15 protein-coding genes are annotated in these 22,618 nt (G+C 71.8%); 12 read left to right on the forward strand and 3 right to left on the reverse strand.

All coding sequences use genetic code 11. The features are described from left to right. Positions 1-10: 10 nt before the first annotated feature. Genes LV79_RS20480 through LV79_RS20490 form a run of 3 tightly spaced genes read right to left on the reverse strand, consistent with a single transcriptional unit; the run spans position 11 to position 4,816 of the window. Positions 11-2,404, reverse strand: coding sequence for a transglutaminase TgpA family protein (locus LV79_RS20480; RefSeq protein WP_253839228.1), 2,394 nt, complete (start codon positions 2,402-2,404; stop codon positions 11-13). Then, positions 2,401-3,666: a DUF58 domain-containing protein gene (locus LV79_RS20485; protein WP_253839229.1), complete on the reverse strand. Its 1,266-nt coding sequence runs from the start codon at positions 3,664-3,666 to the stop codon at positions 2,401-2,403. The genes LV79_RS20480 and LV79_RS20485 overlap by 4 nt, the downstream gene beginning before the upstream one ends. A 10-nt stretch (positions 3,667-3,676) precedes the next feature. After that, entirely contained in the window at positions 3,677-4,816 is a 1,140-nt protein-coding gene (locus LV79_RS20490; protein ID WP_372495375.1) for an AAA family ATPase, read from the reverse strand. Between the two features lie 724 nt (positions 4,817-5,540). Between LV79_RS20490 and mraZ the strand changes: the two genes are divergently transcribed. The 12 genes from mraZ (at position 5,541) to LV79_RS20550 (ending at position 22,561) form a co-directional block, all read left to right on the forward strand. Continuing rightward, positions 5,541-5,972 (forward strand): division/cell wall cluster transcriptional repressor MraZ, encoded by a 432-nt coding sequence (gene mraZ, locus LV79_RS20495; protein WP_121390684.1) that lies wholly within the window; start codon positions 5,541-5,543, stop codon positions 5,970-5,972. Positions 5,973-6,187: 215 nt separating this feature from the next. Then, positions 6,188-7,144, forward strand: a complete 957-nt coding sequence (rsmH, locus tag LV79_RS20500; RefSeq protein ID WP_285469923.1) for a 16S rRNA (cytosine(1402)-N(4))-methyltransferase RsmH — start codon at positions 6,188-6,190, stop codon at positions 7,142-7,144. Then, positions 7,141-8,280 (forward strand): cell division protein FtsL, encoded by a 1,140-nt coding sequence (ftsL, locus tag LV79_RS20505; protein ID WP_253839231.1) that lies wholly within the window; start codon positions 7,141-7,143, stop codon positions 8,278-8,280. The genes rsmH and ftsL overlap by 4 nt, the downstream gene beginning before the upstream one ends. Positions 8,281-10,027: 1,747 nt before the next feature. Beyond that, positions 10,028-11,995: a peptidoglycan D,D-transpeptidase FtsI family protein gene (locus tag LV79_RS20510; protein ID WP_372495376.1), complete on the forward strand. Its 1,968-nt coding sequence runs from the start codon at positions 10,028-10,030 to the stop codon at positions 11,993-11,995. A gap of 295 nt (positions 11,996-12,290) precedes the next feature. Then, entirely contained in the window at positions 12,291-13,859 is a 1,569-nt protein-coding gene (locus LV79_RS20515; RefSeq protein WP_486303585.1) for a UDP-N-acetylmuramoyl-L-alanyl-D-glutamate--2,6-diaminopimelate ligase, read from the forward strand. Continuing rightward, positions 13,856-15,319, forward strand: a complete 1,464-nt coding sequence (locus tag LV79_RS20520; protein WP_253839242.1) for a UDP-N-acetylmuramoyl-tripeptide--D-alanyl-D-alanine ligase — start codon at positions 13,856-13,858, stop codon at positions 15,317-15,319. The genes LV79_RS20515 and LV79_RS20520 overlap by 4 nt, the downstream gene beginning before the upstream one ends. After that, positions 15,316-16,401 carry a phospho-N-acetylmuramoyl-pentapeptide-transferase gene (gene mraY, locus LV79_RS20525; protein WP_253839245.1) on the forward strand — a complete coding sequence of 362 codons (1,086 nt, stop codon included), beginning with the start codon at positions 15,316-15,318 and terminating at the stop codon, positions 16,399-16,401. The genes LV79_RS20520 and mraY overlap by 4 nt, the downstream gene beginning before the upstream one ends. Further along, positions 16,398-17,834, forward strand: coding sequence for a UDP-N-acetylmuramoyl-L-alanine--D-glutamate ligase (gene murD / locus LV79_RS20530; protein WP_253839247.1), 1,437 nt, complete (start codon positions 16,398-16,400; stop codon positions 17,832-17,834). The genes mraY and murD overlap by 4 nt, the downstream gene beginning before the upstream one ends. Continuing rightward, positions 17,834-19,309, forward strand: a complete 1,476-nt coding sequence (ftsW, locus tag LV79_RS20535; RefSeq protein ID WP_253839249.1) for a putative lipid II flippase FtsW — start codon at positions 17,834-17,836, stop codon at positions 19,307-19,309. The genes murD and ftsW overlap by 1 nt, the downstream gene beginning before the upstream one ends. Continuing rightward, positions 19,306-20,436, forward strand: a complete 1,131-nt coding sequence (gene murG / locus LV79_RS20540; protein WP_253839251.1) for an undecaprenyldiphospho-muramoylpentapeptide beta-N-acetylglucosaminyltransferase — start codon at positions 19,306-19,308, stop codon at positions 20,434-20,436. Before ftsW ends, murG begins: the two co-directional genes overlap by 4 nt. Next, a complete protein-coding gene (gene murC, locus LV79_RS20545) occupies positions 20,433-21,833 on the forward strand; it encodes a UDP-N-acetylmuramate--L-alanine ligase (protein ID WP_285469921.1) in 1,401 nt (466 codons plus the stop codon). Before murG ends, murC begins: the two co-directional genes overlap by 4 nt. Further along, on the forward strand, positions 21,830-22,561 hold the full coding sequence (locus LV79_RS20550; protein WP_253839253.1) for a cell division protein FtsQ/DivIB: 732 nt from the start codon (positions 21,830-21,832) through the stop codon (positions 22,559-22,561). The genes murC and LV79_RS20550 overlap by 4 nt, the downstream gene beginning before the upstream one ends. The last annotated feature ends 57 nt before the right edge of the window (positions 22,562-22,618 follow it).

Raw genomic sequence — 22,618 nt, forward strand, 5'->3', positions numbered from 1 at the left:
TTTCGGTGGGTTACTCCGGGCGCTTGGGCTTGCGTTGGGGCGAGATCACGGAGCGGGGGAGCAATCGCCCCTTCCAGTCCAGTGGCGACGACTTCCGCATCCCGGACACAACCTCGTCGAACGCCCGCGCGAGTTCCGGGTCCCGATCAGCGTGGCCCCCGTACCAGGAGCGCTCCACCGAGTTCACCACGGTCCGCAGGGCCTGCTTGGACCCGTCGTCGAGGCTGTGTTCCTTGGCCAGGCGACGGGCGGCGGTGCGGACGGTGTCGGTCTCGGAGGTCTCGGCGCCCCGGTCCCAGGACTCGGCCATCAGCTCGGTCCAGGCCGCCGTCGCCGCGCCCTCGCTGGCCAGGGCGGTGCGGCGTTGGCGGCGGTGCCAGTCGCGAAGGGTGGCCGGGATGGCGGCCAGGGCCAGGACGACGAGCAGGGCGCTCAGCCACCACGACACCAGCGATAGCAGGAACACGCCCGCCCCCAGTGCCGCCACGATGGCGAACGGTCGGACGACCGTCATGCCCACTGCCGTCGACAGGACCAACAGCAGAAGCGCGATGACGCCAAGGCTGAGGCCGACCCACGCCTGCCACGGCCACGCCGAGTCAGTGGAGCCCGTGCCGCCCAGGTTGCCCGCCTGCGGGTCGGTGTCCGGACGTTCGCTGCGGGGTGCGGCGGTAGTGCTAGCGGAGCCCGTTGGGACCTTCTCCGTCGTCACGCTGGTCGACGGGCCGGTGCTCGGGTCGGAACTGACGTAAGGGGGCTCGTAGGTGCGGCCGTCGGCGAGGGGGGTGGGGTCGAAGGTGATCCAACCCTGGCCGGGGAAGAAGACCTCTACCCACGCGTGTGCGTCCTGGGTGGTGATCGACCGGTAGTCGCCGGAGAGGAAACCCGCCGTGTAGCCGATCGCGACGCGGGACGGGATGCCCGCCGCGCGCGCGAGGATGGCCATCGCGGAGGCGTACTGCTCGCAGTAGCCCGTCTTGGAGTTGAAGAGGAACTCCTTGAGGGCGTTCTCGTCGCTGGTCAGCGCTGTCTGCGTCTTGTACTGGAAGCCGTTGGTGGTCGCGAAGTACTTCTGCAGCGCCATCGTCTTGTCGAACACCGAGTTCTGGCCGTCGGTGAGCAGCTTGGCCAGGGTGATGACCTCGGCATCGATCCCGTCGGCGGCCAGGTAGACCGGGTCGATCTCGTCGTAGTTGTCGCCCGCCTGGCGCAGCTGGTCCGAGCTCGGCTGGGTCAGGTCGGCGTCCTCGACGTACCGGTCGAGCTTGCGCATGTTGTGCGAGAACACCATGCCGCCCGCCTGGTCGTAGAACATGCCGTCCGGCAGGTCGCGCAGGTTGCGGGGGGTGCCGTAGACCGGCGCCCACAGGTCCTCGTAGTTGATCGGCTCGATCTCGATCCGGGTGACCTCGCCCCGACCGTCATCACCCGGTGCGGGCGGTAGGGCTAACCCGGCGGGAACGTTGTTGGGCAACGCGTCCGCGGCGACCCAACCACCGTCGCGTTTGTAGCTGGGCAGTGTGATCGCGCGCAGGTAGCGGCTGTCGTTGCCGAGGCCGCGTACGCGCAAGAGCTCCACGTTGTTGCCTTGGTCGAGCATGCCGCGCAGCTTCGTGAACGGCTTCAGCGCGAGCCCGCCGCCGCTACCGCCCCCGTTGCCGCCACCGGGCAGGCTGCCGACGGTGCCGATCCCGGTGATCAGCGCGCCCGCGAGCAGACCGAGCACCAGCGCCGAGGAGACCATCGCGATCGGTGACCCGAACCCGCTACCCGTCGTGGGCAGTGCGGGCCGGTTGCGCCACAGCCGGTGCCGGTGCGTCCCGTCGACCGCCAGCAGCACTGCGAACGACCCCGCGCCGAGCACGAACGACCACCAGGGCAGCAGCTCGTCGGCGAGCGAGGCGGGGACCGCGTACACGCACAGCAGCACCAGACCGCACGCCGCCGGGGCGCCCGCGGCGACCGCCAGGGTGTCGACCAGCACCGCGACCAGCCCGATCGCGATCACGACCAGGCACAGCACCGGTCTCGTCTCGGCCACCGGCGGCACCCCCGTGCGCACCGCCTCCACCGAGTCGCTGAGCACGGTGCCCAGGTCGTCCAACGCGTCCGGACCGGGGAAGATCCCCAGCACCCCGCTGTCGGTGAACAGCGCGACCAGCAGGAACAGCAACGACACCAGCTGACCGATGCCGACGAGCAGCGTCGGGGTGCGCAACGCGCGCAGGCCCAAGCCGACGGCGGCGACCACGATCACCGCGATCCCGGCGTGCCCCAGCCACCTGGCACCGGAGATCACCCCGGACAACGCCGTCGACGCGCACAGCGTGGTCACCGCGGCGACCACCGGCGTCACCGTGGTCGACCACTGCGCCTGCACCGTGGGCGGGGGTTGGTCGCTCATGTCCCGGCTCCCGCGATCATCGTGTCGCCGCGCCGGGTTCCGGTGCGGCAGACCCCGGCCCAGACCTGGGTCATCGGTACGTCCGGCCGCGCGACGGTGACGCCCCACCCGGCGCCCGCCAGCAGGCTGGCCGCCGCCGTCGGGTCCACGTCCGGGCCGTCGCCGCTGCCCCAAGCCGGGGTGTCGAGCAGCACCGCGAGGCTGCGCGTGCCCCGGGTGCGGTAGCGGATCAGCTGGCTGACCGACTCCGGCGTCACCGCGCCCAGGATCGCGATCAGCTCCTGGCCGTGACCGGGATCGGCGGGGCACGAGATGTCGCGCTGGTGCACCGCCTGCAACGCGGCCAGCGCGTCGAGCACCGCGGCGTCGCTGTGCGCGCCGTCGCCCGCGTCGCTGACCAGGATCCCGCCGGTCTCGGTCACCAACCGGATCTGGTGGCCGTGGCGGTGCAGGTGCACGCACACGCTCGCGGCGAAGGACACCGCCCACTCCAGGCTCGACCCGGCCCCGGCGCCCCGGTGCCCGGCGACCCGGCGGTCGAGCAGCACGGTCGTGCCGCCGCGCCACGGGCTCTCCTCGACGCGCACCATCATCTCGTCGCGCTTGGCGGTCGAGCGCCAGTGCACCTTGCGCAGGTCGTCGCCCTGCCGGTACGGCCGGACCACGGCGTCGTCCTCGCCTTGGCCCGCGTTGAGCCGCACCGAGCCGTCGTCGCCGGACCCGAGCCCGGACCCGCCGGGCACCCCGGCGAGCCGCACCACCCTGGGCACCACGACCAGCCGCGACGTGCCCGCCAGCTCGCGCTCGAACTCCGCGAGGCCGAACGGGTCGGTGACGGTGGCCTTCAACGGGCCGATCTGCTGGATCCCGCGCAACATCGGCTGCAGCGTGTAGCGCAGCTGCGTCCCGGTGTGCCGCGGCAAGTACTCGATGAGGAACCTCGGCTTACCCCCGAGCGCGTACGGCACGCCGTCGGAGACAAGCAGACCGACCGTCGGAAGCCTGCCGGTGCTCTGCACGGACAGCGCTACCTCCGTGCGACCCCCCACCGGGACCCGGACAGGAGAGATGTGACGCTGCGCGTGTAACCCCACCCGCGACACTGCCGTCAACCAGCAGACCAGCAGCGGTAGGGCTACCACGAACACCGACACGCGCATCAGGTCGCGCTCGTTGAGCACAGCCGAGCACAACGCGGCAGCGAGCCCGGCCGCGATCAGGCACCGTCCCCGGGTGGTCAGTCCCGACAGGGCTCCGCGCATCCGACTCCCCCTAGCGCCCGCGTTGCCCGGTCCACTGCGCGCCACCCACGTCCGGGGTGGCCTGCGGCACCGGGACCCGCTGCAGCAGCCCCCGGATCAGGTCGGCGGGGGAGCGGCGCGAGGCCTGCGCCTCCGGGGTGAGCACCAGCCGGTGCGCGAGCACCGGGATGGCCACCACGTGCAGGTCGTCGGGCACCACGAAGTCCCGGCCGGACAGCGCGGCCTGGGCGCGCGCGGCCCGCACCAGGTGCAGGGTCGAGCGCGGCGACGCGCCGATGCGGATCTCCGAGAGCCGCCGGGTCGCCGACACCAGCTCCACGGCGTAGCGGCGCACCTCCTGGGCGATCTGCACCGTCCGCACCGCCTCGATCAGCCCGCGCACCTGGTCGGCGTCGGACACCGGGCGCAGCGTCGCCCACACGTCGTGGCCCGCGTGCTCGTCGACCATCGCCAACTCGGCCTGCGGGTCCGGGTAGCCGATCGACACCCGCGCGGTGAACCGGTCGCGCTGGGCCTCGGGCAGGGCGTAGGTGCCCTCCATCTCGATCGGGTTCTGCGTGGCGATCACCATGAACGGGGAGTCGAGCCCGTAGGTGTTGCCGTCGACGGTGACCTGGTGCTCCTCCATGCACTCCAGCAGCGCCGACTGCGTCTTGGGCGAGGCTCGGTTGATCTCGTCGCCGACGACGATGTTGGCGAACACCGGGCCGGGCCGGAACTCGAACTCGTTGGTCTGGCGGTTGAAGATCGACACGCCGGTCACGTCGCTGGGCAGCAGGTCCGGGGTGAACTGGATGCGGCTCACCGAGCAGTCGATCGACCGGGCCAGCGCCTTGGCCAGCGAGGTCTTGCCCACGCCTGGCACGTCCTCCACCAGCAGGTGGCCCTCGGCGAGCAGGGTGACCAGCGCGATGCGCACCACCTCCGGCTTGCCGACCAGCACCCGCTCCACGTTCTGCGCGATGCGCTGGGCGGTGGCGTGCAGGTCGTCGAACCGGCCGGGCTGGCGCCCGGTGCCCTGCTCGTGCGGGGCCGGGTGCGGGCCGGACGGGGCCGGGTACGCCCCCCCGTTCTGCCCCGCGAACGGCTCGCCGCCCGGCGCTCCGTACGGGTTGCCCGGCAGGGCGGCATGCGGGGTGCTCGACGTCACGCGACCTCCTGGTGTTCCTCGGCGGCTCTCCCGCCTCCCGCCGCCACCGGTGCCCGGGCGCGGTCGGTCTCGGCGCGCGGCGCCCCCCACGTGCTCGCCACCACATCGGCGTGGCCGCGTCAGCCTGCCACGGAGTGTGTCAAACGAGGGCGAAGTACCCAACGCCCTCGACCGGGGTGACCGCGCGACCGATGGCCGTGCTGCTCGCCCAAGGATAGGCCGCCGCGCCGCCGTGCGGTCACGATCGCGGCGATGCCCGGGGGACGCGCCGTTGTGGATCTTGTCACGGCACCGGCGCCCCGGGTCGGGGTGGTCCACCCGCTGGACCGGTGCCCAGGTCGCGATGACGGTCGGTGATCGGTCGGCGACGGCCCGAGCGCTACCCGAACGGGTGAGCCCGGCGAAATTCCCACGATGCCCCACCGTGAGCCCTCCCGGCCACCCACAGTGCCCCACGCAGGGCGTTGACATGCGGTTCGACCACTGATCCCGGTCTGATTCGCCCGTTTTCAGCAGGGTGTCGGGGTCATCCGGCCCGGTGGCGCCCCCACCCCTCCCCACACCCACCCCAGCGCCTCTAGCTGCGAAAACGTGAAACCGCTCGGTCCGAATCCCGCGCGATTCGCGTTGACTGTGGTGAAAAGTGGGGTACTGTGGCGCCAAGTGGGGCAGACGGGGGCCTCATGGCCGATCCGACCGGTTCGGTGGGAGGTGGGTGTGGCGGATGTTCCTCGGCACGCACACCCCCAAGCTCGACGACAAAGGGCGGCTCACGCTGCCCGCCAAGTTCCGGGAAGCGCTCGCGGGTGGGTTGATGGTCACGAAGGGTCAGGATCACTGCCTTTACGTGTTCCCACGCGCGGAGTTCGAGGAGATGGCACGCAAGGTCGCCGCGGCACCCCTGACGAACGAGGCGGTCCGCGCCTACCAGCGGTACCTGTTCGCCGGAACCGACGAGCAGCGACCAGACGGGCAGGGGCGGGTCGCGATCGCGCCTGAGCTGCGCAAGTACGCGGGGCTCAGCAAGGACTGCGTGGTCATCGGCGCGATCACCAGGTTGGAGATCTGGGACGCGCAGGCGTGGCAGACCTACCTGGACGAGCACGAGGACAGCTACTCCCAGGCCCGGGAGGAGGTCCTTCCCGGCGTGTTCTGACGGAGCGCGGGGCGCGGGTGCCGTGAGGCCTCGGTCCGCTCGCCTTCGGCCCTGGCACACCTTCCCCGGTGCCAGGTCCGACGAGCGGGCGGGGACCTGGCGGCACCCAGCGCCCGTTCTGCCGGGAGGTACCTGGTGCGGAGAGGGGTGGTTGCCATGACGGCGCGGCGCGCGTCCGGTGTGGCTGGTCGCGTGCGTGGGGCTGGGGTGTGCCGGTGACGGACCGACCCCGCCACGAGCCGGTGCTGATGCGGCGGGTGCTGGATCTGCTGCACCCCGCGTTGGCCGACCGCCCCGCCGTCCTGGTGGACGCCACCCTCGGCCTCGGCGGTCACTCCGACGCCCTGCTCTCGGCCCACCCCCGGCTCACCCTGGTCGGCCTGGACCGCGACCCCAACGCGCTGGCCCTCTCGGCCGAGCGCCTCGCCCGGCACGGCGACCGGGTGCACCTCGTGCACACCGTCTACGACGGACTCCCCGACGCGCTCGTCGACCTCGGACTGTCCCGTGTGGATGGCGTGCTCTTCGACCTCGGCGTGTCCTCCATGCAGCTCGACGTGGCCGAGCGCGGCTTCGCCTACGCCAGGGACGCCCCGCTGGACATGCGGATGGACCAGACCACCGGGCAGACCGCGGCCGACGTGCTCAACGAGTACTCCGCCGCGGACCTGGCCAGGGTGCTGCGCGAGTACGGCGAGGAGCGCTTCGCCGCCCGCATCGCCCGCGCCGTCGTCGCCGAACGCGAACGCGAACCGTTCCGCACCAGCGCGCGGCTGGTCGAGCTGCTCTACGACGCGGTCCCCGCGGCCAGCAGGCGCACCGGCGGCCACCCCGCCAAGCGCACCTTCCAGGCGCTGCGCATCGAGGTCAACGCCGAACTCGACGTCCTGCGCCGCGCCATCCCGGCCGCGCTGTCGGCCATCGCGGTCGGCGGCCGGATCGTGGTCGAGGCCTACCAGTCGCTCGAGGACCGCATCGTCAAGCGGGCCATCACCGAGCTGGCCAAGTCCACCGCGCCCCCCGGGCTGCCGGTGGAACTGCCCCAGCACGCCCCCCAGGTGCGCCTGCTCACCCGCGGCGCCGAGGTGGCCGACGAGACCGAGGTCGCCGCCAACCCCCGCGCGCAGTCAGTCCGGCTCCGCGCCGCCGAACGCGTCCGGGAGGCACCATGACCGCCCCACCGAGCAGCACCGGCCGCCTGCCCACCCAGTCCCGCCCCACCCCGGACGACGACCTCGAGGCAGGCCCCGTCGCCGCGCCCAAGGCCGACTTGCCCAGGGCCCGGCGCGGTTCGGTGCGCGACCGGACCACGAGCGGCGCAGGGCGGGACTCGACCCGGTCCGACGAGGACGACCGGGGTGTCGGTGCGGAACATGGTGAATCGGTGACCGGTAGAGCACAAGCAAGGCGAACAGACCCCACCCCACCCGAGCCCGGCGGTCCCACCCAGACCGCCCGCGGGCTCGGCTCGACGACCCGCGCGGCCACCCGGCCCCGCCGCACCGCCGAACCCCGGACCAAGGTCTCGGCGGCCAAGTCCCAGCGCACTGGCGCCGCGGTCACCAAGTCCGCCGCCGCCAAGTCCGCTGCCGCCGCCAAGTCCACTGTGGAGGCGTCCGGCCAGGTCGGACTCCTGGAGTCCACCCCCAAGCCGCGCCGGGCCGCCCAGCGCCCCCGCACCCCCGCCGCCGAGCGCGCCTACGCCCGCCGCGCCCAGCGCGAGGGCGTCCGCCCGCACACCTCGTCGGCCGCCGCGGCCAACGAGGAGGCCAGCGCGGGCCGGGCCTCGTTCGTGGTGCTGATCATCGCCCTGCTCGCCGTCGGCGTGGCCGCCACTCTGTGGCTGACCACCCAGGCCATCGCGGACTCCTACGACCTGGAGCGCACCAAGCAGCAGACCACCGAGCTCGCCGAGCAGGCGGCGCTGCTGCAGCAGGAGGTCACCCACCAGGAGGCCGCCCCCGCCCTGGCCGAGCGCGCCAAGGCCCTGGGCATGGTCCCCGCGGGCGACTCCGCCTGGATCAGGCTCAAGCCCGACGGCACCGTCGAGGTCGTCGGCACCGCCAAGGCCGCCACCGCCCCAGCGGACCCCACGCCACCCACGGCCACACCCCCCGCCGCCGACACCGCCACCCCTCCCGCGGCCGACGGGGCCCAACCTGGCGGCACCCAGCCCACCCCAGCCCAACCAGACCCAGCCCAACCCGCAGGCACCCAGTCCCCGGCGGAGGGCACCCCCCAGGGCACCCAACCGCTGAGCCCCAACCAACCCCGCATCGACCCCGAGCCCCCAGGCGGAGCAGGCTGATGCCCCCCCGCCACTCGGCGCCCACAGGTCCGAGCACCCCCGGACCTCAGGCCCCCCGACCCCGGCGGCCCCCACACCAGCCCCTGGCCCACCCCAGCCCAGGGCACCCCACCGCGCAGCCCCACCTTGGGCTGCGCCCAGGTCGCCTTGAGCTGCCCACCGCGAGGGCCCATGTTGGGCCGCCCGCCAGTCAGACCCGCCGTGGGCTGCGCTCGGGTCAGCCTGACCAGCCCACTGGGCAGCCCCACTCGGAGTTGCCCACGAGCGCCCCTCGGTCGTCGACCACCCGGTGTCGAGTGGCCGTGCCGACCAGCCGCTCCGGACGGTCTAGCGGCCAGCGCGAATCAGGGCTGGCCACGTGCGGTCCCAGACTGTCCCCTGGCTACCGCTGGCAGCTCCCCGACCGTGGCGGGATGCCCGCTGGTCACTCGCAGTTGGGCCCAGCGCATGTCGCGCTGAGCGTCCGGGTCTCGACTCGTCGGATAGATGCCTTGTTCCGCAAGGGCGCACTGCGCCGCTGGCAGTCGACTGTCGGCGAGGTGTTGTCCGCCGGTTATCACCTTCTTTCTGTGGATGTCCTGGGGAGCGGGCGGGAGGTGTCGTGGTCGAAACGCCCCGATGCCATGCCTGCGGCGGCTCGTGAGTGCGGCACTGGTGTAGGGCTCCGCGCTCTCGGGTCGAGCGCTGACCGTCGTCGTGCGTTTGGGGGCGCACGGCTGGTTGGTGACTGGGTTGTGGCGGGGAACCGAGAGCGCGTGGGGGTGCGCTGCGGCGGTATGGGGGTGCGGGTGTGTGAGGCCGGTCGGGACGAGTGGGTGGTTCCGGCGGGACTAGTGGGAGCGGCGGGTGGCGGGCAGTGACCGGCGGACGGGATGGCGTGGGTCGAGGCGGGCAGGGGCGCGCTGGTGAGCTGCGGCGGGATGTCGGGGACGGGCCGGTGAGCGGCGGGCGCGAGGGCGGTTCGGGTGCGGGGCGTGCGGCTCAGGGCGGTTCTGCCGCTGGGCAGCGTGGGGCACGGGGCGGTTCTGCGGTGGGGCGTGGCGATGGTGGTGCTGGTTCGGGCGCTGGGGATGGTGGACGTCGGGTGAGTGGAGGTGGCGGGGTGTCGGGTTCGCGTGGGGTTGGTGGCGGGTCGGGGGTTGGGCGTGGGACCGGGGGCGGTTCCGCAGCTGGACGTGGGGCTCAGGGGAGCTCGGGTAGTGGGCGAGGGGCTCAAGGGAGTTCGGGTAGCGGTGCGCGGGGTGCCCAGGGGAACTCGAGTGGCGGGCGTGGGGGACAGGGGAGTTCGGGTAGCGGTGCGCGGGGTATCCAGGGGGGCTCGGGCAGTGGGCGTGGGGGACAGGGTGGTTCGGGCGGTGGGCGAGGTGCTCAGGGGAGTTCGGGCAGCGGTGGGCGTGGGGCTCAAGGTGGTTCGGGTGCAGGGCGGCGTGGGGCTGGGGAGGGGTTGGGCGCTGGGGGGCGGGACCTCGGGGCTGGTTCGGCGAGTGGGCGGCGTGGGGATGGCGGGGCGGTAGGGCGGCGTGGGGGAGAGCCGGTGGGTCGGCGTGGGGATGGGGCTGGGTCGGGGGCTGGTGGGCGCGGGACGGGTAGTGGGTCGGCTGGTGCGCGGGGTGGGGCTGGGGGAGCTCATCGGGGTGCTGGGTTTGGGCGGGAAGTGCGTCGGGGTGAGGGCGGTGGTGCGCCGCGGGGTAGTGGGGATGGGCGGGGGAGTGCTCGGGATGTGCGTCGTGGGGATGGCGTTGGTGGGGTGCGGCGGCCGGGGGGCGGTGGTCGGGCTGGGGGCGGCAGGGCCGGGCACGCGCGGGGTAGCGCGAGTGGCGGTGGGCTGAAGCGGTTCGGGGTCTCGCCGGGGCGGTTGCGGCGGGTGACGAAGCGGGCCGCGGGGACCGATCACCGGGTGCGGGTGGTGGTGGTGCGGTTCCTGCTGATCGCGTCGCTGGTGGCCGCCGGGTTGAAGCTGGTGCAGGTGCAGGGGTTCGAGGCCGAGGCGCTCGCGGCCAGGGCCGAGAAGCAGCGGATGCTCGACGTGCCCATCCCGGCCACCCGGGGGTCCATTGTGGACCGCAACGGGGTCGAGCTGGCGTTCAGCGTCGACGTCAAGGCGTTGGCCTACCGGCCCGCGGCGCAGCGCAAGGCGCTGGCCGACCTGCTGGCCAAGAGCAAGACGAAGGACGTGGTGACCTTCGACGAGGAGACCGCGACTATCGCCGCCGACATGGCCAGGGTGCTGGGCACCCAGGTGTCCGAGCAGGACCTGCTGGCGAAGCTGCGCTCGGACGACAAGTTCACCTACCTGGTCACCGACGTCGAACCGGCCAAGGCGCGCGAACTGGTCGAGCTGCACCCCACGCTCAACGTGGAGGACCGGGCGAAGCGCGAGTACCCCGGTGGGTCGCTGGCGGCCAACGTGCTCGGCTACGCGAACTGGCGCACCGATGACCCGGACCCGAAGAAGCACAGCCTGCACGGCCTCTTCGGCCTCGAGGTGCTGCGCGACAAAGAGCTGTCCGGCCAGACGGGCAGGCAGATGGTGGAGACCGCGAGCGGCACCGACGTGGTGATCGTCGGTTCCCCCCGGGACGTGGAGCCCGCCGTCGACGGGTCTGACATCGAGTTGACCATCGACGCCGACCTGCAGTACTTCGTGCAGCAGAAGGCGGCCGAGTTCGGCAAGCGCAGCCAAGCCAAGAGCGTCAGCGTCGTGGTGATGGACGCCAAGACCGGCGAGATCTACGCGCTGGCCAACGACAAGACCTTCGACCCGAACGCGCCGGGCGGGCTGCGCGGGCAGGACCCCGACCTGCTCAACGACACCGCGGTCACCACGCCCTACGAGCCGGGGTCGGTGAACAAGATCGTCACGGCGATGGCCGCGATCGAGTACGGGGTCACCACCCCGGACGCGGTGCACTCGGTGCCCGGTTCGATCCAGGTGTCCGACCGCACGGTCAGCGACGCCTGGCCGCACGGCCGGATCAACATGACCACGACCGGCGTGTTCGCGAAGTCCTCCAACGTGGGCACGCTGATGCTGGCCGACCAGATCGGCCAAGACCGCTACGCCGCCCTGCTGGAGAAGCTGGGCATCGGCAAGCGCACCGGGGTCGGCCTGCCGGGGGAGAGCCCGGGCAGGCTGCCGCCGCGCAACCAGTGGTCCGGCAGCACCTTCGGCAACCTGCCCATCGGCCAGGGCCTGTCGATGACCGTGCTGCAGATGGCGGGCATGTACCAGGCCATCGCCAACGACGGGGTCCGGGTGCCGCCGCGGATCGTGCGGGCGAAGGTCGCCCCGGACGGGACTCGGGTGGAGGAGCCGCGCCCGGAGGCGGTGCGGGTGGTGAGCCCGGAGACCGCACGCACGACGCGCGACATGTTGCGCGCGGTGGTGCAGAAGGCGCCCAACGGCAACAGCGGTACCGCACCCGCCGCGGCGCTGACCGGGTACCAGATCTCCGGCAAGACAGGCACGGCGCAGCAGTTCGACCAGGCGGCGGGCCGCTACAGCGACTCGAAGTACTGGATCACCTTCGCGGGCATCCTGCCCGCCGACTCGCCCCGGTTCGTGGTGGGCATGGTCTACGACACGCCCAGCTACTCCACTCCGGACGGTCACTCCGCCGCGCCGTTCTTCCACGACGTGGCCTCGTTCCTGACCCAGCGCTACACCATCCCGCTCTCGACGGCGCCGTCGCCGGTAGTACCGCTGGTCAAGTAGGCGTTCCAGGGCTGATCGTCCGCTGAGGACGGTAGGGCGGAGCGGACCCGGCGACCACCCGGGTCCGCTCCGCTGCGTGGCGCGTCGAGCGCGCTGGGCTGAGATGAACACGCGTTCGACTTTACGCCGCTGGCGGGGCCGGTGACCTGCGAAAATGGGGACCACACGATCGTGTGAACCGGGTGTGCTTGCCCAGCGGTCGTGATCACTGTCCGCTCACCTACCGCATACCGTCCGGGTCCCGCGAGCGAGGGGCCGCGTGGTCGCCCTCCGTGCGCAGGTAGCCTTCCGCGACGTGCCCGCCAAGCTCGAAGGCAAGGCTGTCACAGCGCCGCCTCGCCCCACCCGGATCCAGCCCGTCCCGCTCGCCACGCTGATCGCGCGCGCGGACGCGCGGCTTTGGACGGGGGACGCCACCGCGGACCCGGTGTCCGATGTGGTCGTCACAGGCGCGACGCTGCGCGCACAGCACGTCCTTCCCGGAGACCTGTTCGCCGCGCTGCCCGGCGCCCGTGCGCACGGCGCCGACTTCGCTGCCCAAGCGGTCGCGTCGGGTGCCGTCGCGATCCTCACCGACCCCACGGGAGTTGAACGCCCCGCGGTGCGGGACGCAGGCCTGCCCGTCGTCGTCCACCCAGACCCGCGTGCCGCGCTCGGTCCGCTCTCTGGGTGGATCTATGGAGAGCCGTCTCTAGCGCTAAGCGTGCTCGGTGTGACTGGCACGTCCGGTAAGACCACCACCAGCTACATCGTCGAGGCGGGTCTCGCCACGGCAGGCCTAACGACCGGGTTGATCGGCACAGTCGAGACCCGCGTCGCCGGTACGAGGCTGGCCAGTGCGTTCACCACGCCCGAGGCCCCGGACCTGCAGGCGCTGCTGGCGGTGATGGTGGAGCGCGGGGTCACGCACGTGCCGATGGAGGTCTCCAGCCACGCACTGCGGTTGGGCCGGGTCGCGGGCACGCGCTTCGCCGTCGGCGCGTTCACCAACCTCTCGCAGGACCACCTGGACTTCCACCCCGACATGGAGGACTACTTCCAGGCCAAGGCGCTGCTGTTCGACGGCCGCTCCACCGCCGAGGTCGTCTGCGTCGACCAGGAGTGGGGTCGCAGGCTGGTGCGCGAGCACACCGCCACTGTGTCGACCACTGGCGCCGCGGACTGGACCGCCTCGGACGTACGGGTGTCCCTCAGCGGCGAGCAGACCTTCCTGGTCCACACCCCCACCGGGGTGACCGTCGAGGCGACCCTGCCGATGCCGGGCACGTTCAACATCGCCAACGCGCTGGTCGCGGCCGCGATCCTGGACAAGGCAGGCGTACCGCTCGAAGCCATCGTCGAAGGGTTCGCCACGGTTCGCGTACCCGGCCGTATGGAGCGGGTGGCGCTAGGCCAGGACTTCACCGCCGTCGTGGACTACTCGCACAAGCCAGAGGCCGTCGCGCTCGCCCTGGACGCGATGCGGGCGCGCACCGATGGCAGGGTCATCGTCGTGCTCGGCTGCGGTGGTGACCGTGACACCGCCAAGCGCCCGCTGATGGGCGAGGCCGCGGCCAGGCGCAGCGATCTCCTGGTGGTCACCGACGACAACCCGCGCGGCGAGGACCCGGCCGCGATCCGGGCGGCCATGCTCGCTGGGGCGACCGGGGTGCCCTCGGGCGAACGCGGTGAGGTCGTCGACATCGGCGACCGCAGGCGAGCCATCGTCACCGCCGTCGCCAACGCGCGCGAAGGGGACGTAGTGGTCATCGCGGGTAAGGGCCACGAGACCGGCCAGGAAATCGCTGGCGTTGTGCACCCGTTCTCCGACCGCGACGAACTCGCCGCGGCCATCCGCGAGCGATTTGGCACGGTGACCGAATGATCGCCCTTACCCTGCGCGAGGTCGCCGACGCTGTCGGCGGCACCGTGCACCAGGCAGACCCGGAAGCCGTGGTCACCGGGAGCGTCGAGTTCGACTCCCGGGAGATCACGCCGGGTGGCCTCTTCGTCGCCCTGCCCGGCGACAAGGTGGACGGCCACGACTTCGCCGCGAAGGCCATCGAGTCCGGTGCGGTCGCGGTCCTGGCGGCCCGGCAGGTGGACGCCCCGGCGATCATCGTGCCCCCGGTGTCCGAGGCGCACACCCGCTCGGTAGCGCTGACGGGCGATAAGGACGGATCCGGTGCGGCAGTACTCGCGGCACTGGGCCGACTCGCCCGATTCGTCGCAGACAGGCTCACCGGCGACGGCCTGACCGTTGTCGGTATCACCGGCTCTTCGGGCAAGACCTCCACGAAGGACCTCATCGCGCAGGTGCTCGCGCCGCTGGGGCAGACCATCGCCCCGCCCGGGTCGTTCAACAACGAGCTGGGCCACCCGTGGACCGTGCTGCGCGCGGACGGGCAGACCAAACACCTCGTGTTGGAGCTATCGGCACGAGGACCGGGTCACATCGCCGCGCTGTGCGACACGGCCCCGCCGCGCATCGGCGCCGTGCTCAACGTCGGCACCGCGCACCTGGGTGAGTTCGGAACCCGCGAGGACATCGCCCGCACGAAGGGCGAACTCGTCGAGGCGCTCCCCGAGGACGGGATCGCGATCCTCAACGCGGACGACCCCTTGGTGGCCGCGATGGCGTCCCGCACCAAGGCGAGGGTCGTGCTGGTCGGTGAGGCGGAGTCCGCGAACGTGCGCGCCGTCGACATCACCCTCGACGACCAGGCCCGTGCGAGCTTCCTGCTGCGTACAGCCCATGGCGAGGCTCCCGTCTCCCTCGGACTGCACGGAGCCCACCACGTGGGCAACGCTCTTACCGCTGCCGCCATCGCCATGGAACTGGGCGCGACAGTGCAAGAGGTGGCCGAGAGCTTGACCGGCGCGCAGCGGGTTTCCGCACGTCGGATGGAGGTCGTGACCCGGGCCGATGGCGTCACCGTGGTCAACGACGCGTTCAACGCGAACCCCGAGTCGGTGCGCGCGGCGCTCAAGACGTTGGCCACGATGGCCCGGTCAGGCAACCGCCGCCGGTCCTGGGCCGTCCTCGGGGTGATGGGCGAGCTGGGCGAGGAGTCCGTGCGGGCGCACGACGACATCGGCAGGCTCGCGGTTCGGTTGGACATCAACCGCCTGGTGGTCGTCGGCGAGCAGGCTCGCGCGATGCACCAGGGGGCGAGCCTCGAGGGCTCGTGGGGAGAGGAGTCGGTGCTGGTGCCGGACGTCGATGCCGCGGTGGCGCTCTTGCGCGCCGAACTGGCACCCGGTGACGTTGTGCTCGTGAAGGCGTCCAAGGTCGTCCGCCTGTGGCGGGTCGCCGAGGCGCTGCTGGCGGAGGACGCCCGGTGAAGAGCATCCTGATCGCGGCCGCGATCGCCATGGTCATCTCGATCCTGCTCACCCCCTACCTGATCCGGGTGTTCTCCCGGCAGGGCTTCGGGCAGGAGATCCGCGAAGAGGGCCCCGAGGGCCACAAGAGCAAGCGCGGCACCCCCACCATGGGCGGCGTGGCGATCATCATCGCCATGTGGGCCGGGTACGGCACGTCGCACATCGTCAACGCCTGGTCGGGCCGGGGTGACTCGCCGACCGCGTCCGGCCTGCTGGTGCTGATGCTGGCCACCGGGCTCGGCCTGGTCGGCTTCCTCGACGACTTCATCAAGATCCGCAAGCAGCGCAACCTCGGCCTGAACAAGACCGCGAAGCTGGTCGGCCAGCTCGTGGTGGCGATCGCGTTCGCGATCCTGGCACTGCGCTTCCCCGACGAGCGGCAGCTGACCCCGGCATCGGACAACCTGTCCTTCGTCCGCGACATCACCATCGTCTCCTTCGGCGGTATCGGCTTCATCGTCTTCTGCTACCTGGCGGTGTCGGCCTGGTCGAACGCGGTCAACTTCACCGACGGCCTCGACGGCCTCGCGGGCGGCTCGTCGGCGATGGTCATGGGCACCTACGTGGTGATCTCGTTCTGGCAGTTCAGCCACGACTGCTCGCGGGTGGCGGAGGCCGCCTGCTTCGACGTCCGGGACCCGCTCGACCTGGCGATCGTGGCCGCGTCGGCGATGGGCGCCTGCATCGGCTTCCTGTGGTGGAACGCGGCACCGGCGAAGATCTTCATGGGTGACACCGGCTCGCTGGCGCTCGGCGGTCTGGTCGCAGGCCTGTCCATGACCACCCGCACCGAGCTGCTGATGATCGTGATCAGCGGTCTGTTCGTGGTCGAGATGGTCTCGGTGGTGCTGCAGATCGCGATCTTCCGCACCACCCGGCGGCGGTTGTTCCGGATGGCGCCCTTCCACCACCACTTCGAGTTGGCTGGCTGGGCGGAGACCACGGTCATCATCCGGTTCTGGCTGCTCGCGGGCGTCTGCGCGATGTTCGGCCTCGGACTGTTCTACGCCGACTGGCTCGCGCTGGGCGGCGGCGTGTGACCGGGCCCTTCGCGGGCCTGGTCACCGGCAACGTGCTGGTGGCGGGCGCGGGTGTGACCGGCCGGTCGGTGGCCGCGGCGCTCGTGGAGATGGGCGCCGAGGTCACGGTGACCGACGGCAACGCCGAGCGGTTGGCGGAACTGGCCGACACAGGTGCGACGCTCGTGCCCGGTCTTACCGAGCCTCCGGCGGGCACGTCGCTCGTAGTGACCAGCCCGGGGTGGCGGCCTAGTAGCCCCCTCTTGGCGTCAGCGGTCGCCGCAGGCATAGATGTCATCGGTGAGGTCGAGCTGGCCTGGCTGATGTCGCAGCGGTTGCCCCAACCGCCCACCTGGCTCGTTGTTACGGGCACCAACGGCAAGACCACCACCGTCGGCATGCTTGCCGAGATCCTGCGTGCTGACGGGCGCAACGCCATCGCGTGCGGCAACGTGGGTCTTACCGTGATCGACGCTATCCGCGCCGGACATGACGTGCTCGCGGTAGAGCTATCCAGCTTCCAGTTGCACTGGCAGCGCTCGCTACGCGCGCACGCCGCAGTGGTGCTCAACCTCGCCGAGGACCACCTCGACTGGCACGGGTCGATGGAGGAGTACGCCAAGGCCAAGGGGCGCGCCTACACCGGTGCCGGTGTGGTCATCCGCAACGTCGCCGACGAGTGGTCCGGTCGCCTCGCCGCCGAGCACGACGGCGTCCAGGTCGGGTTCGGTCTTGGCGTGCCGCGCCCCGGCGAGGTGGGGTTGGTCGAAGACCTCCTGGTGGACCGCGCGTTCGTGGACGACCCGAGCGAGCAGGCCGAGGAACTGGCCGAGCTAGCAGATCTCACCGCGCTCGGGTCGCACAACGTCGCCAACGCCCTTGCCGCCGCCGCGCTCGCACGCTCCTTCGGGGTGTCACCCGAAGCGGTACGCGCGGGTCTGCGCGCGTTCCGACCGGGCGCTCACCGAGCTGTCCCGCTCGGTGAGGTCAACGGCGTCTCTTACGTCAACGACTCCAAGGCCACCAACCCGCACGCGGCGGCAGGTTCGCTGCTGTCGTTCGAGTCCGTGGTGTGGATCGCGGGCGGTTTGCTCAAGGGCGCCGCGGTGGATCCGCTGGTAGAGGCGGTCGCGGGACGTCTACGCGGTGTCGTGCTGATCGGCGCGGACGCGGAGGTGTTCGCGGCCTCGCTGGCGCGACACGCCCCCGATGTCCCCGTCCGACGGCTGACCCCGGGAGACCATGAACCCATGATCGCAGCGGTCAGCGCGGCAGGCGCCATGGCACGTCCGGGTGACGTCGTGCTGCTCGCGCCCGCTGCCGCCTCCATGGACATGTTCCGCGACTACGCCCACCGCGGCGACGCCTTCGCCGGGGCGGTCGCCCAGGCGCGGGATGGCGTCACCCCCGAAGGCAGTGCGGCCGGGAGCGACGGCGCCACCGGGGGTCGGTGATGACCGCGCACGATAGCGCCGGGAGCGTCGGTACCGCTGTCCGCAAGCGCCGCACCGCTGGTGTGGTGGGACGGGCCAACGCGGTCCGCACGGCTCTGACCGCGTGGTTGGGTCGACCACTCGCCTCGTTCCACCTCGTCCTGGCCGTGTTCGCGTTGCTCACCGCGCTCGGCCTGGTGATGGTGCTGTCGGCGTCGTCGGTGATCTCGCTCAACACCCCGGGGTCGGGTCTCTACACGGTCTTCAAGAAGCAGCTCCTCTATGTCCTCGTCGGCGCCGTCCTGTTCTGGATAGGTCTGCGCGTCCCGCTTGAGCGCATCCGGGCTCTTAGTCCGGCAGCGCTCGCGGTCAGCATCTTGCTGCTCATGGCCGTGCTCACCCCGTTGGGCACCACCCTCAACGGCACGCAGAGCTGGTTCAGGCTAGGACCCATCTCGTTCCAGCCCGTTGAGGTCTGCAAGCTCGCGTTGGCCCTCTGGGGCGCGCACGTCCTCGTGCTGAAGCGCAACGTGCTGCACCGGTACCGCCACCTGTTGGTGCCTGTCGTACCGGTCGCGTTGCTGATGTTCGCCCTAGTGATGTTGCAGCCCGACCTGGGCGGCACGATCACCTTGGGCGTAGTGCTCATCGCGCTGCTCTGGTTCGCTGGAGCGCCGATGCGGCTCTTCGGCGTTCTCGCCCTAGGTGGCCTCGCGGGTGTCGCGCTCCTAGCCGTCGGCACCGACTACCGGCTCGCCCGCGTGCTGAGCTTCCTCAGCCCCGATGACGACATCCACGGCAGCAGCTACCAGGCGTTGCAGGCCAAGCTCGCCCTCGCCGATGGCGGGCTCTTCGGTCGCGGCCTAGGGCAGGGCTCGTCCAAGTACAGCTACCTGCCGAACGTGCACAACGACTTCATCTTCGCTCTTATCGGCGACGAGCTCGGTTTCCTCGGCTGCGGTCTGGTCCTAGGGCTGTTCGCGATGCTGGCCGTCGTCGGCATGCGGATCGCGACCCGCAACATCGACCCGTGGATCCGGATGGTCGCCGCCACGCTCACCGTGTGGCTGGTCGCGCAGGCCGCGATCAACATCGGCTACGTCGTCGGGATGCTCCCGGTCACCGGCATCACGCTGCCGCTGATCTCCTCGGGCGGCACCTCGATCGTGGTCACCATGCTCGTCTTCGGCATCCTGGCCAACTGCGCCAGGCACGAGCCGGAGGCGGTCTCGGCCCTGCGGTCCCAGGGGCCCGGCCGGTTCGGCAAGATCATGAAGCTGACGGCGCCCCAGCCGTACAAGCCGCCGAAGAAGCGCAAGCCCGCGCGGCCGACCACACCGCCGCGGGGTACCGCGCAGCGCAGGGGGGCGCCGCAGGCCGAGCCGCGCAAGCGCACCCCGGAACGACAGGGTTATCCGCGCACGGGCGGTGCGGCCCTCGCGCGCCAGAAGACAAGCCGCGGCACGCCGCGGAACTCCAAAGGAGGACGTCGTTGACCGTTGGTCCCACCGGTGCCAGTCAGCCCACCCGCACGGGTCCGTGCGTGGTGATCGCGGGGGGTGGCACGGCCGGGCACATCGAGCCCGCGCTGGCGTTGGCCGACGCGGTCATGCGGCTGCGCCCGGACGCCCGAGTCGTCGCCCTGGGGACCGAGCGCGGTCTGGAGAAGACCATCGTCCCCGCGCGGGGCTACCCGCTGGAGATGATCCCGCCGGTCCCCATGCCCCGTAAGCCCAATGTGGACCTGTTGAAGCTGCCGCTGAAGGTCCGTTCCGCGGTCAAGACCACGCGCGAGGTCCTCGACCGCGTCGGCGCTGACGTGGTGGTCGGGTTCGGCGGTTACGTCGCCCTCCCCGCGTACCTCGCCGCCCGTGGTCGCGTGCCGATCGTCGTGCACGACTCCAACGCCAAGGTCGGCCTCGCCAACAAGGTCGGCGCCCGGTTCGCCGAGCGGGTCGCGGTGGCGGTCGCCGACTCCGGTCTGCCCAGCGCCGAGGTCATCGGCATCCCGCTGCGCGAGTCGATCATCAACCTGGACCGGGCCGCGCTGCGGGCCCAGGCCAGGGAGTTCTTCGGGCTCGACCCGCACGCCCCGACCCTGCTGGTGTTCGGTGGCTCCCAGGGCGCTCGTTCGATCAACACCGCGGTGTCCGGTGCGGCTCGCGAACTCGCCGAGGCGGGTATCGGAGTTCTCCACGCGCACGGCCCCAAGAACACCCTCGCGGTGCAGGCAGTGCCGGGGGCGCCCTCTTACGTCGCCGTGCCCTACTTGGAGCGGATGGACCTCGCCTACGCGGCGGCGGACGCTGCTCTGTGCCGGTGTGGCGCCATGACGGTCGCCGAGGTCTCCGCGGTGGGCCTACCTGCCGTGTACGTGCCACTGCCGCACGGCAACGGCGAGCAGGCTCTTAACGCCCGACCGGTGGTCAACGGCGGCGGCGCTCTCCTCGTCGACGACGCCGACCTGACCCCGGCCAAGGTCGTGGAACTGGTCATCCCGATGCTGTCCGACCGCGGCCGCCTGACCTCGATGAGCGCGGCCGCGCAGGGCAGTGGTCACCGCGAGGCCGCCGACGTGCTCGCCCGCATGGTCCTCGACGCCGCGGCCAAGGGCGTGTCGTGAACGGCCCGCTGGAGCGCGCGCACCTGGTCGGCATCGGCGGCGCCGGGATGAGCGGCATCGCCCGCATCCTGCTGGCCAGGGGCGCGGCGGTGTCCGGGTCCGACGCCAAGGAGACCCGGACGTTCCTGACCCTCAGGGCCCAGGGCGCGCAGATCGCTATCGGGCAAGCTGCCGAGAACCTCGATCTGCTCCCCGGTGGCCCTACCGCCGTCGTTGTCTCTACCGCGATCAAGGACACCAACCCGGAATTGGTCGAGGCGCGCAAGCGCGGGCTGACCGTCTTGCACCGTTCGCAGGCACTGGCCGAGTTGATGGTCGGCCACAAGGTCGCCTGCGTGGCGGGTACCCACGGCAAGACTTCTACGACGTCGATGCTGACGGTCGCGCTCCAGCACTGCAGGCTCGATCCGTCGTTCGCCATCGGCGGTGACCTCAACGAGTCCGGTGCCAACGCCCACCACGGCACCGGGGGCGCGTTCGTCGCCGAGGCCGACGAGAGCGACGGGTCGTTCCTCGTGTTCTCGCCGTCGGTCGCGGTGGTCACGAACGTCGAGGCCGACCACCTGGACCACCACGGCACCGTGGAGGCCTACGTCGCGGTGTTCGACGCGTTCCTCGAGCGGATCACCCCCGGCGGCGTGCTCGTCGCCTGCGCGGACGACCCCGGCTCGGCCGCGCTCGCGGAACGCGCCCACGCCAAGGGCATCCGCGTGCGCAGGTACGGCCGCCTGGCGACCGGACTGGAAGACGCCACGATCCTCGACTACCGCCCCGCGGACGGGGGTGGCTTCGCGCGGGTCACGCTGGGCGGGCAAGAGATCGAACTCGGCGTGGCGGTACCCGGCGAGCACATGGCGGGCAACGCCGTCGCCGCACTCCTCGCGGGTGTCGAGCTAGGGGCGCCGTTGGCCGAACTCGGCGAGGGCATCGCCGCGTTCGGTGGAGTTCGGAGGCGGTTCGAGTACAAGGGCACCGCCGCGGGTGTTCGCGTGTACGACGACTACGCCCACCACCCCACCGAGGTCGACGCGCAACTACGAGCGGTTCGTCCCGCCGCGCAAGGCGGTCGTGTCGTAGTGGTGTTCCAGCCGCACATGTACTCCCGCACCGAGACCTTCGCGACCGAGTTCGGCACCGCGCTGGGCCTGGCCGACGAGGTCGTGGTCCTCGACGTGTTCGGCGCGCGGGAAGAGCCCAAGCCGGGAGTCAGCGGTGCCCTCGTCGCCGACGCGGTCCCGCTCCCGGCCGAACGCGTCCACTACGAGCCCTCGTTCGACCGCGTACCCGCGTTGGTCGCGGGCCTGGTCAAGAACGGCGACCTGGTCCTGACGATGGGCGCGGGTGACGTGACCATGCTCGGACCCGAGGTGCTCGCCGAACTGGAGCGCGAGGCGTGACCAGCACCGTCCCCGGCAAGCGTGCGCGGCGCAGGCCGCGTGGCGCCCAACGGCCCGCGCGCAGGCGCACGGCCCGGCGCTACCTCGTCCGCCGGTGGACGGTGCTCGGCTCCCTCTTGGCCGTCACCGGCCTGGTAGTCCTCATCTTCTTCACCCCCGTCCTGGGTGCCAACACCGTTGAGGTCACCGGCACCAAGGACCTCACCGCGGACGAGGTCAGGGCGGCGGCCGCGATCGAACCCGGCACGCCCCTGGCCACGCTCGACACCGACGAGATCGCCACCCGCGTCCGCCAGTTGCCCCGGGTCGGCTCGGTCGACGTCAGCCGGTCCTTCCCGGCCACGGTCGAGTTGGTGATCACCGAACGGACCCCGGTCGCGGTCGCGGTCCGTGACGACGGCACGCACCTGTTCGACGCGGAGGGCGTCGACTACGGGACCGTGAAGGCCACCCCGGCGGGTCTGCCCGTCCTCGACGCCAGCGGCGACCACTCCACCAGGGCCGCCACCGCGGTCCTCGCGGGCATCCCGCCGCAGCTGAGCGGGATCGTGGTGGCCGTGACCGCCCGCACCCCCACCGACATCCGGCTCACCCTCGTCGACCAGCGGGTCGTCAAGTGGGGCGACGCGCGCAACGTGCCGCGCAAGGCCGCCGTGCTCGGCGCCCTGCTGACCCAGCAGGGCAAGACCTTCGACGTCGCCGCGCCGGACTTCCCCACAATCTCCTGAGTTGTCCACAGGGGACGAAAACCCGGTGCACGCCGCCCCCCGGCTCGACGAGACTGC

It is taken from the genome of Actinokineospora globicatena (assembly GCF_024171945.1).
Lineage (GTDB): Bacteria > Actinomycetota > Actinomycetes > Mycobacteriales > Pseudonocardiaceae > Actinokineospora > Actinokineospora globicatena.